Origin of the sequence: Streptacidiphilus melanogenes (assembly GCF_000787835.1) — a bacterium.
GTDB classification, from domain to species: domain Bacteria; phylum Actinomycetota; class Actinomycetes; order Streptomycetales; family Streptomycetaceae; genus Streptacidiphilus; species Streptacidiphilus melanogenes.
This window is the reverse complement of record NZ_BBPP01000012.1, coordinates 1-10,802: the sequence shown is the minus strand read 5'-3', so window position 1 is coordinate 10,802 and position 10,802 is coordinate 1. Positions and strand designations below refer to the sequence as shown.

Below are 10,802 nucleotides of genomic sequence, written 5' to 3'. Positions count from 1 at the left end.
CCCCCCCGCCGCCACGGTCACCGCCGCCCCGACCGGCGCAGCCCGCCCGCGCACGGCCCGCGCCGGCGCGGGCCGCTCCGGCGCGGAGCCGACGGGACCGCCGCCCGGGAACGGCCCGTCACCCGCTGCGCCGCCCGTGGGCACAGAGCCCCCGAGAACGGCACCGCCGGAATCCCCAGCTTCTGGCGCACTGCCGCCGAGATCCGCACCCGCGAGCCCGGATCCACCGGTCCGCGCGCCGCCAGGCCCACCACCGCCGGCTGTGTCGCCCCTTGGCACGGCCCGCTCCGCTGCGGAGCCGCCGAGCGCAGGCCCGCTGACGTGTCCGCCCTGCGGCGCGCCGTCGCCGGCTGCCGCTCCCTCCGGCACCGGCTCGCCCGGTGCGGGGGTGGTGTCGAGGAGCGTCGTGCGGCGCAGGAGCCGGGCGGCGGCGCCGAGATCCTGTGGGGGTTCGTCGCCGCGGGTGACCGCGTCGACGAGGTCGACCGTGACGGAGTCGGCGAACCCACCGCCGATCGCCACCTCGGCGAGTTCGTCGCAGGTGCGGGTCATGTCCAGGGTGCGGCCGATGCGCATGCCCGCCTCGTACAGCAGCTGCCGCCGGTGCCCGGCGGCCTCGATCCTGCTGGTGAGGTCGTGCAGTTCGGTGGTGTCGCGCAGGGTGACGACGCAGCCCGGAAGGCCTCCGTAGGGCGCCGTAGGGCGCTTGTTCACCGCGAGGAGCCGACCGCCGGCCGGGTGGATGCCGTCGGTGATCTCCTCGCTCTCGGGCGAGGTCAGCAGCGCCGTCGTGGCGGGGTCGAGCCCGAGCGCGGCCACGGGCCGCTGCTCGGCGTCGGCCGGCAGGTCGAGCAGGCGGCGGGCCTCGTCGTTCACCATGATGAGCCGGTCGTCGTCGCCGATGATCAGCACGCCCTCGCGCACGGCGTGGAGGACCGCGTCGTGGTGCTCGTACATCCGCGCCAGCTCCGTCGGCCCGAGCCCGCGCGTCTGCCGCTGCAGCCGACGGGACGCCCACGCCGTGCCCGCCGCGGCCAGCAGCACCGCGACCGCCGCGCCGCCCAGCAGCACCGGCAGGTGCGTGTCCACCAGCGCGTTCACCCGGCCGACGGTGATGTTGACGACGACCGCGCCGAGCGGCTTGTGCGCGGCGTCGAAGACGGGGACGGCGGTGGCGATCGAGTTGAAGCCCGGCTCGTTGAGCTGGAAGGTCACGGTCTGCCCGGCGAACAGCTTGGGCAGCACGTTCTGCGTGACGTAGGAGGGGGGCTGGTAGGGACGGCCGACGTAGTCCGGGTAGGGGGACGTCAGCTGCACGTAGGAGGTGTTGAACACCACGACGGAGTCGACCCCGGTGGCTTGCCGGACCGCCTCTGCGCGCGGTTCCAGCAGCGCGGACGCATGCGGGCTCTGCAGCTCCTGGGCCAGGCCCGGTGCGCTGGCGAAGGACTCGGCGACCCCCCTGGTGACCCGGCGGGCGTCGCTGGCGGTGCTGGAGCGCGCCTGCAGCACCATGGCGGTCACTCCGGCGACGACGAGCAGCAGCACGATGAGCAGTTCGGTCAGGAACATCCGTCCGGCGAGGGTCCGGACCGAGAACATCCTGCGCACGCCGCGCGTCTGCCGCTCGGACAGCGCACCGCGGTCACGGTGCGTGGAAGCCCCGCGGTGACGTCTCTGCACAAAACATCATTAACCTGCACTGCTGTGACCGCGCAAGTAGCAGATCGTAATCTTCCGAGGCAGGCGTCGCGCGCCCGGGACCGGTACGGACCCCCCGGCGCGCCGGCGTCCGGCCCCTCCCCGTCGACCGGTCGTTGCCTGCACGCCACCCGCGGCCGCCGACAATGGTGTTGGCCGAACCCTGGGACAGCAGGACCCGCCCGTGAGGCATGATCACTACGGGCCCGGGAGACCTTCGGGCCCGGCCGACGCCCGCGATCCGACGACCGCCCAAGGACGCCCCACTCGATGTTCACTCCGTTCAGCACCGCGTCCGCTCCCTGGCTGCAGACCGTGTCCCCGCGCCCGGCCGCCCGGTTGCGCCTGCTCTGCTTCCCCCCGGCGGGCTCGGGGCCGAACTTCTACCGCCCCTGGGCGACCCAACTCCCCGCCGACATCGAGGTCTCGGCCGTCAGCCTGCCCGGCCGTGAGTCCCGCTTCCGCGAACCACTGCTGGCGAATTACGACGTGGCGGTCTCCTCCCTGTACGCGGCGCTGCGGCCGTGGTTCGGCGCGGACCGCCGCCCCTACGCGCTGCTCGGTCACAGCATGGGCGCGATGCTGGCCTACGGCGTCGCCCTGACGGCCGCGCGGCTCGGGGACCCGGCGCCCGAGCGGTTGCTGCTGAGCGGCGCGGGCGGGCCCGGCACCGAGCCGCCCAAGGCGGGGCGCTCGGAGTGGAGCGACGCGGAGTTGGTCGCCGACCTGCGCGAGATGGGCGGCACCCCGGAGGAGGTCCTGGCCGAGCCGGAGCTGCTCTTCCACATCCTCCCCGTCCTGCGCGCCGACTACCGCCTCTGCGACTCCTTCCGCACGACCCCGCCCGGCGGACCCCTGCTCAACTGCCCGCTCACGCTCATGAGCGGTGCGGACGACCACGCCACCGCGCCCGCGGTGGCGCGCTGGGCCGAGGTGACAGCGGGCCCGACGACCCAGTACACCTTCCCCGGCGGCCACTTCTATCTGACGCAGGAGTCCGCCGACCCCGTTGTCACGACGGTCGCCTCCGAACTGCGGGGGCCCATCCCCCGGTAGCGCCCGCTCAGCGTCGGGGCCTGCTCAGCTCGCGAACGGGCCGCCGGGGCCGAAGGCGTGTCGGACGAAGTTCGCCGCGATGCGGCGGTGGCCGGCCGGGTCGGGGTGGATCGCGTCGGGGAGCGGGAGCTCCTCGTGGTCAGCGGGGCCGTAGACCAGGCGGCCGTCGAGGTGGTGCAGGTTCGGGTCGTCGCCCGCGCGGTCGGCGACGATCCGGGCGAGCGCGTCGCGGATGACGGTCAGGGTGAGGCGCCCGGCCGCGCGTTCCGCCGGATCCCCGGTGGCCTTGAAACGCAGCGTTCCTGAACTGAAGTCGGGCGCGAGCGGGCCGGGGGTGTCCTCCTGGACCGGGCACAGCAGCGGGGAGACGACCAGCAGCGGCGTCGTCGGATGGCCCTCGCGGATGGTGTCGAGGAAGCCGTGGACGGCCGGCCCGAAGGTGCGCAGGCGCATGGCGTCGGCGTTGACGATGTTGATGCCGATCTTGACGCTGATCAGGTCGGCCGGGGTGTCGCGGATGGTGCGCGCCAGGAAGGGGTCGAGCAGGGCGCTGCCGCCGAAGCCGAGGTTGACCAGGTCGACGCTGCTTTCGGCGGCGGCGAGCGCGGGCCAGGTCGTGGTCGGGCTCGCGGCGTTGGAACCGTGACTGATGGAGCTGCCATGGTGCAGCCACCGCCTGCGGCCACCGTCCGGCGCGGGATGGGTCGACGCCGGAAGAAGGGGAGCGTCGGTGCGCAGCGCGATCAGCTCGGTGGTCTCGTTGTGGGGCAGCCAGATCTCGACGTGCTTCTGCTGCGGCGGCAGGTCGGCGAACCGGGCCGTCCCGGACGGGCCTTCCCGCAGTTCGGCCGCGCCGGTCGACATGTCGATGACGCGGACGTTGCCGCCGGGGACACCGGTCTGCGCGGTCAGCCGGCCGTCGACCAGCAGGTCGTACACGCCGTCGGCGGGGGCCGGCAGGCCGAGGTAGGCCCGCTTGGTGGGCAGCGCGTCGAGCTCGACGACGGTGGCGCGAGTACGGAAGGCCAGGCGCACGCCGGACGGCTGTGCCTCGACCATCGCGAACTGCTCGTCGGGAAGCTGTCGCCGGGCCCAGGCGGGCAGGCGGTGCGGCAGCAGGCCGTGGGCGGTGTGCTCCACGTCGAGGTGCCCGCGGAGCAGGTCTTCGGTGACGGGGGTGGTGATCAGGCTGGGGGCGTCGTCGGGCATGGCTCGGGCTCTCGTCGGGGGTGGTGTGGTCGCGGCGGCATGGCGCTGCGCTGCGTGGCATTTCACGGCGTGGCAGGGCATGGCTTTGCCTGGCGCGGCTTGGCATTGCCTGGCGCGGCTTGGCATTGCCGGACGACGGCGTCAGGCCGTCGTCTCGGAACCGCCGGCGCGGGCGCGCAGCATGGTGTCGAGGGAGTCGATGGTCCACTCCCAGGAGGCCTGCGCGTCGACGGGGGTGTGGCTGAAGCCGCCCGCGGCCTCGAGGCTGACGAAGCCGTGGAAGACACTGCCCAGCATCCGCACGGCGTGCGTCTCGCCGGGTTCGTCGAGGTCGTAGGCGCGCAGGAGCGCCCGCGTCATCTGCGCGTGCCGCACGCCGGCGCTGGCCGCCGCGGTCTGCGGGTCGAGCCGGAAGCGGGCGGCGTCGTAGCGACCGGGGTGGCGGCGGGCGTAGTCGCGGTAGGCGTCGGCGAAGGCTGCGAGGGCGTCGCGTCCGGCGCGCCCGGCGACGGCGTCGCTGACGCGGTCCGCGAGCTCCTCCAGTGCGAGCAGCGCGATGCGCGTCTTGAGTTCGTGCGAACTCTTCAGGTGCGAGTAGAGGCTGGCGACCTTCACGTCGAAGCGCCGGGCCAGCGCCGAGAGGGTCACCTGCTCGAAGCCGACCTCGTCGGCCAGTTCCGCACCCGCGAGAGCGAGACGCTCCGCACTCAGTCCCACGCGAGCCATAGCTTCAGCCTTTCCTCATTAAGCTATGGCCAGTATGCATCTGCCTATAAGCTTTAGCAAATAGGCAAAGGCTATCAGGCTCGGCTCGGGAGCTCCGGGCGGGCCGCGCTGAACTGGATCACCACCGGGCGGCCGCGCCCGCCCATCGGACGGGCCTGCGAGTGACGCATCACCAGGCCCCGGTTGGCGGCGCTGTGCAGGACGAACCGCAGCCAGTCGGCGTCGGCGCCGATCTGCGCCGCGATCTGGGGCGCGCTGAAGCGCCGGTCCGGCTCGGCCGCCAACACCTCGAGCGCCCGGTCCAGATGACGCCCAGGGCGCCCGCGCCGCCCCGCCTCCGACCTGGACGGGCCCGACACGCCCGACACGCCCGACGACCGTGCCGCTCCCCCGGGCCGGGGGCCGGGCTGGTGCACCAGCGAGACGCGCGCCCGTGGCATCCCCAGGGCTGACACCGGCGTGTCGTCGGGCCCCTCGACGCCCGAAGCGTCACCGTCGAGGAGTGCCTGCAGTCGACTGCGGGCCTCCTCGATCCCTCTCAGCTCCCGGACGACCTCCTGCAGCAGAGCCAGCCGACGCTGCTCCGCGCGCACGCGCTCCTCGAAGATGGGCAGGCAGTCGGTCGGGTCCGCCACCAGGTCGGCCGGCGTCAGGTCCGCGATCACGCCGTGACCGTAGTACCCGCCCGGCGGGCAACACCACCGACGCCGGACGTCACCACCCGATCGAAGGAATTCAGGGCCTGGGAGCCACCTGATGCGGCTGCCCGAGGTAGGGGAAGACGGTGAGCAGGTCGGTGTGCGGCGGGATGTGATCGTCGGTGATCTTGCCCTTGGAGATCATTGTCAGCCGGGCCGAGGTGACGTCGTCGATCAGGGTCCTGCCGTTCGGGTAGGCGGCGGGGCGGGTGCGGTCGTAGTGCAGCACGTCGGGCAGCACGGTGCGCAGCGCTTGCTCGCCCTCGGCCGCCTCGTAGCCGCCGGTGTGCGCCAGGACGGCGGTCCAGGCCTCGCGGTAGGCGTCCCAGTCGTCCGCGGGCTCGCCCGCGTTGTAGGCCTCCTTGACGTCCTCGGCGTTGAAGTACGCGGTCAGGGAGGGGTGGGCGCCCCGGTCCACCGAGACGAGCCGGTCGCCCTCGCGCACGCTGACGCGGCCCCACACGCCGATCGGCCCGGAGCCCAGCTCGTCGTCGTCGACCTCCAGAACGATGCCGAAGACGTTCTTGTCGATGCCGAAGTCCCGGCCGGTCCACTGGAAGCCGTTCACGATGCCGTCGAGATCGGCGAAGAACGGGTCGCTGCGCAGCCCCGCGAAGAAGCGGTAGCCGCCGCTCTGCACCACGCTCGGCACGCGGCCGAGCGCGACGGCCACGTCCGACATGACGGCCTGCCCGTTCGCCTCGTGCCGCCGCGCGTCCTCGCCGTGCGCACGCTGGACGGTGACGGTCTGGTGGCCGTTGCGCGGCGGCGAGAAGACGAAGCTGTAGGCGAGGTCCGCCTGGTTGTCGCCGTCGGTGTCGACGTTGATCCGGTAGACGGCGTCGGGGTGGAAGGCCTCGCCCTGGGTGGGCGCGAACGGGTTGACGTTCATGATCAGGACGGTGCGCCCGGGGTCGACCGAGGGGAAGACGAACAGGTCGGTCATGTCGAGTCGCGCGTCGCCCTTGGGCGAACGCAGGTCGGGGCCGCTGAGGTGGTGGGACACGGTCTCTCCTCGTCGTCAGGACCCCCCGGGCCGGCGCTCCGGACCAGCTCTCGCGATGCTGCCATCCGTCACGCGAAACGACGCGGCGGTGGACGGCGAGTCACGATTGGATCACCCGATCGCCGAGCCCCTCCGGGCCGGAAACCCAACTTCCCGACGCCAGGGAGGAGTTCCGCGCACGACTTCCGCCATGCACCCGTCACAGGCGTCTCACCAGGCAAAAGTCCATCTCTGAGGACTCCCCAGCGACACCTCGGACGCGTACGCTGCTCGGCCATGAACCCCGTGCTCGCCTCAGCCGTCGCACCCGTCACCACGGCGCACCCGACCGACCCGATCCACTGGCGCAACCACAACCTCCCCATCACCGAGCCCGTGCCCGTCCCCTGCCGGGCCCGGATCGACGACGAGGTGGTCAGCATCGACAGCTGCCGGGGCAACGGGCCTTATGTCGTCCACCTGACCGAGCCGCTGAAGCAGGCTCACCCCGTGGGTTCCCCCTTGGAGGTCCTGGAGGACATCTCCGGATGATCCGGGCGCGCACCGTCGGTGCGCCGCATGCTCCCCTGGCAGCCCGGCTGCCCGGGCGGCGGTGACGGGGGCGGACGCGCGGTCAGGACGGCGGCGAGGCGGGCTCCTTGCGCCAGACACGGACCTCGGTGCCCGGCTGGCGCGCGGAGAAACGGCCGTTCGGGGAGGCCTGGGCCAGGAGGACGCGCAGGTCCGCCTCGAAGGCGGCGCGGCGTGGGCCGAAGAGGTGCGGGGCCGAGGAGGACAGCGAGAACACCTGGGCGACCACGTCGTCGCTGCTGCGCTCCAGTACCTGACCGCCCGCGACGACGAGGCGCTGCGGACCGGCGAAGCCGACCCGGCCGATGACCTCCGCCTCGCCACCGGGCGTCCCGTGCGGGAGGGTGCCCCGGCCGGCGCGCCGGACCGGCCCGAGGTAGCGGCGGACCAGGGCGTCGACGGCCGCGTGGGGCACGGGCGGGTACGGGAGCCCGCCGCCGCTCCGGTTCTCCCTCTTCAGGTCCGCGACGTGGACGAAGGCCCCGCCGGGCCGCAGCAGGTCGAGCACGTGTGCGGCGACGCGCTCCTGGTCCATCCAGTGGAACGACTGACCGAACGTCACGACGTCGAAGATCCCGAGGCCGGCGGGGAGCTCCTCGGCGCGGGCCCGGATCCACCTCGTGCGGGCGCTCACGCCCGCCTCGCGCGCGAGCCGCTCGGCCTCGGAGAGCATGCCCGGATCCGGGTCCACGCCGACGACGTCGGCGAACAGGTGGGCGAGGTCCAGGGCGAGGGTGCCGGGGCCGCAGCCGACGTCGAGGAGACGGCCGCGGCCGTCGAGGGCCAGCACGTCGCCGAGTGCCCGCGTCAGACCCGGCGCGTACGGGAGGCGCCCACGCCGGTAGTACGGTGCCGCGCCTGCGAACAGCGTCTCGTCCCACTGCCAGTCGCCGATGGCCATCCCCGAACCCCACTCCGTCAAGGCCCAATGATCGCAGCCCAGGCACGTCTAGTGGCGGCGCACCCAGTCGGGGGTCCAGGTGCCGGGTGCGTCGGCGGCGGGCGACGTGGCGGCGAGGTGGGCGCGGAGGGTGGCCAGCGCAGGGTGGGGGTTGTCGCGGTGCCACAGCAGCGAGTGCGGGTAGACGGGCGTCGGATCGGTCACCGGGATGCGGCGCAGGCCGTGGCCGGTGGGCCAGACGAGGCGGGAGTGCTCGCCCATGAAGGTGGCCAGCGCCGGGGTGTCGGCGATGGTGTCCAGCAGGGCGTCGGAGCCGAAGTTGGGGCCGGTCGCCTCGATGGTGAGGCCGAACTCGGCGACGAGGTCGTCGTAGTAGGCGGCCCACTCGGTGCCGGGGACGATGCCGGGCATCCAGATCCGGTGGCCCACGAGCTGGGCGAGGGGCACCGACCGGGCGGAGGCGAGCGCGTGCCCGGGGCCGGTGAACAGCTGCAGCGGCTCGTCGAGCACCCGGACCGACTCGATGTCGTCGGGCAGCGGCGCGCCCGGCATGGCGACGGCGCGGAAGGACGCGTCGATCACGCCGGACCGGAGGGCGCCGACGGCGGTCTCGACGTCGAAGAGCATGACGACGTCGAGGTCGATCTCGGGGTGCGCGCGGTGGAATCCGCGCATGAGGGCCGACTGCGCGCTGCGCGAGGCGATCACGTCGACGCGTAGCGGTCGGCGGGCGGCGTGGACGGACGCGACGGCCCGCTCGGCGACCCGCAGCAGCTCGCGGGCGTGCGGCAGGAACGCCTGCCCGTCGATGGTCAGCTGGGCGCCGCGCGCGGTGCGGGTGAACAGCCGCACGTCGAGGCTGCGTTCGAGCGCGGCGATGCGCTTGGAGACGGCCTGCTGGCTGACCGCCAGCTCGGCGGCCGCCTCCTGGAACCGGCCCGCGTCGGCGGCGACGACGAAGGTCCGGACGGCGTCGAGATCCATGCCCGCCAGCCTACGGGCACAACCGATGGTTGTGGCACGCCGGTCTCGTGGTTGTTTGCTCCGCAGCTCGGGTGCTCGCTTTGATGCTCTCGATCGCGGATCGGTTGTGCGGGCGAGAAGGAAAAGGGGCGGCGGGCGTGAAGGACGGCCAACGGAGCGGGGACCGGAACCTGGACCAGAACGGGGACCGGAGCGGTCACCGGCTCGGGCGGCGGTTCGGGTGGCTCTGGGGAGCCTACGGGACCAGCGCCCTCGGCACCTGGCTCGCCTTCGGCGCGTTCCCGCTGATCGCGATCCGGGTGCTGCACGCGGGGTCGACGGAGGTCGCGGCGCTGTCGTCCGCCGGGGCGGCGGTGGGTGCTGCCGTGGCGGTGCCGCTCGGGCCGTGGGTGGAGTTCCGCCGCAAGCGGCCGGTACTGATCGCCATGGATCTGGCGCGGTTCACGGCGCTGCTGACGATCCCCGTGGCGTTCGCGCTCGGCGCGCTCTCCTTCGTCCAACTGCTCGCGGTCTCGGTCGTCGTGGCCGCGGCCGACATCACCTTCCGGTCCACCTCCGGCGCGTTTCTCAAGACGCTGCTGCCGGCCGAGGACCTGCTGGTCGCCAACGCCCGATTCGAGTCGACGGCCTGGACGACCACGATCGTCGGGCCACCGCTCGGCGGCGCGATGATCGGGCTCCTCGGGCCGGTGGCCACCGTCGTCGCGGACGCGCTCAGCTACCTGCTGTCGGCGCTCGGCATCCGTGCCACGGGCGGGCCGGAGCCGGAGCCGGTGCCCGAGCGTCGCGCGGCGGCGCGTATGCGCGCCGGTGACCTCCTCGACGGCTGGCGGTACATCCTGGCCGACCCGGCCCTGCGTCCGCTGTTCTTCAACACCGCCGTCTTCAACGGCCTGGTGATGGCCGCCGAGCCGCTGCTGGCCGTGCTGATGCTCGGCCGGCTCGGCTTCGCCCCGTGGCAGTACGGCCTGGCCTTCGCCGCACCGTCGATCGGCGGGCTGGTGGGCGCCCGGCTGGCCCGTCCGCTGGTCGCCCGCTTCGGGCAGCGCCAGGTGCTGATCGCGTCCGGGGCGCTGCGTGCGCTGTGGCCGGTCGGTCTGGCGTTCATCGGTCCCGGGACGGGCGGTCTGCTGCTGGTCGTCGGCGTCGAGCTCGGGCTGATCTTCTGCTGCGGCGTCTTCAACCCCGTCTACGCCACCTACCGGTTGCAGCGGACCGCCACCGACCGCGTCACCCGCACGCTGAGCGCCTGGACGGTGACGACGAAGGCGTCGACCGCCGCGCTGACGGCGGTGTGGGGCGTGCTCGGTTCGACGCTCGGGCTGCGCCCGGCCCTCGCCCTGGCCGGGGTGCTGCTGCTGGCGAGCCCGCTCCTGCTGCCCCGTCGCACGGCGGCGCCGCTCACCGCCCCGGAGCCGGAACCGGCTCCGAGCGGCGCCTGAACGCGTCCTCAGGGGTGGGTCGCCGACGAGGGGTGAGTCGCCGACGGTCTGCCGGTACCGGTCACTGGACCGTCTGGGTCAGCGCGGCACTGGCGCTGCCCTCGTAGTCGCGGTCGCCGCCATAGGTGGCGGTGATGGTGTGCTTGCCCGCGCTGCTGTAGGTCTGCGTCAGGAGGGCCACACCGTCGGGGAAAAGCGCCACCGTGCCGATCGGCGTGCCACCGTCGGCGAAGGTCACCACACCGGTGGGCCTGGCGGGACCCGCGCCCGACACCCTGGCGACGTAGGTGACCGTCTGCCCGGGCTGCGACGGATCGGAGCTGGAGGTCAGCGTCGTGCTGCTGGCCGCCTTCACGGTGTACCGGATGGTCACCAGGCCGTCCCCGAGCCGCTGGCTGTTCTCGAACGTGGCAGGGGTGAGGCTGTAGCTGCTGCCTGCCCCACCACCGGCTCCACCGCCGCCGCCCGCGCCGTCGAGGGCGACGAGGCCCTTGAAGAGGGCGCCGCCC

At 73.5% G+C, this 10,802-nt stretch carries 10 protein-coding genes and 1 pseudogene; 3 read left to right on the top strand and 8 right to left on the bottom strand.

The window, feature by feature from the left end:
* A pseudogene (locus tag TR49_RS43835) lies at positions 1-1,602 on the bottom strand (PAS domain-containing protein); the annotation flags it as partial.
* Between the two features lie 369 nt (positions 1,603-1,971).
* Here TR49_RS43835 and TR49_RS15605 point away from each other — a divergent pair.
* Positions 1,972-2,757, top strand: coding sequence for a thioesterase II family protein (locus TR49_RS15605; RefSeq protein ID WP_042382127.1), 786 nt, complete (start codon positions 1,972-1,974; stop codon positions 2,755-2,757).
* A 24-nt stretch (positions 2,758-2,781) separates the two neighbouring features.
* Here the strand turns inward: TR49_RS15605 and TR49_RS15600 are convergent, their stop codons facing one another.
* From TR49_RS15600 to TR49_RS15585, 4 genes are all read right to left on the bottom strand, one after another.
* Complete coding sequence (locus TR49_RS15600; RefSeq protein WP_042382125.1) at positions 2,782-3,966, bottom strand: GDSL-type esterase/lipase family protein; 1,185 nt, start codon at positions 3,964-3,966, stop codon at positions 2,782-2,784.
* A gap of 141 nt (positions 3,967-4,107) precedes the next feature.
* Positions 4,108-4,692, bottom strand: a complete 585-nt coding sequence (locus TR49_RS15595; protein ID WP_042382124.1) for a TetR/AcrR family transcriptional regulator — start codon at positions 4,690-4,692, stop codon at positions 4,108-4,110.
* 74 nt (positions 4,693-4,766) lie between these two features.
* Positions 4,767-5,357: a hypothetical protein gene (locus TR49_RS15590; RefSeq protein WP_042382123.1), complete on the bottom strand. Its 591-nt coding sequence runs from the start codon at positions 5,355-5,357 to the stop codon at positions 4,767-4,769.
* A 70-nt stretch (positions 5,358-5,427) separates the two neighbouring features.
* Positions 5,428-6,396: a DUF4331 family protein gene (locus TR49_RS15585; RefSeq protein ID WP_042382122.1), complete on the bottom strand. Its 969-nt coding sequence runs from the start codon at positions 6,394-6,396 to the stop codon at positions 5,428-5,430.
* 276 nt (positions 6,397-6,672) lie between these two features.
* On the opposite strand from TR49_RS15585, the gene TR49_RS15580 reads away from it, so the two are divergent.
* Entirely contained in the window at positions 6,673-6,927 is a 255-nt protein-coding gene (locus TR49_RS15580; protein ID WP_042382120.1) for a hypothetical protein, read from the top strand.
* 82 nt (positions 6,928-7,009) lie between these two features.
* Here the strand turns inward: TR49_RS15580 and TR49_RS15575 are convergent, their stop codons facing one another.
* Together TR49_RS15575 and TR49_RS15570 are read right to left on the bottom strand one after the other, a co-directional pair.
* The gene (locus TR49_RS15575; protein ID WP_042382118.1) at positions 7,010-7,867 is read right to left on the bottom strand and encodes a class I SAM-dependent methyltransferase; all 858 of its coding nucleotides are present in this window, start codon (positions 7,865-7,867) and stop codon (positions 7,010-7,012) included.
* 48 nt (positions 7,868-7,915) lie between these two features.
* Positions 7,916-8,851, bottom strand: coding sequence for a LysR family transcriptional regulator (locus TR49_RS15570; RefSeq protein WP_042382115.1), 936 nt, complete (start codon positions 8,849-8,851; stop codon positions 7,916-7,918).
* 137 nt (positions 8,852-8,988) lie between these two features.
* On the opposite strand from TR49_RS15570, the gene TR49_RS15565 reads away from it, so the two are divergent.
* On the top strand, positions 8,989-10,293 hold the full coding sequence (locus TR49_RS15565) for an MFS transporter (protein WP_042382114.1): 1,305 nt from the start codon (positions 8,989-8,991) through the stop codon (positions 10,291-10,293).
* Positions 10,294-10,354: 61 nt separating this feature from the next.
* Here the strand turns inward: TR49_RS15565 and TR49_RS15560 are convergent.
* The coding region (locus TR49_RS15560) for an Ig-like domain-containing protein (RefSeq protein WP_042382112.1) at positions 10,355-10,802 on the bottom strand (448 nt) is incomplete at its 5' end.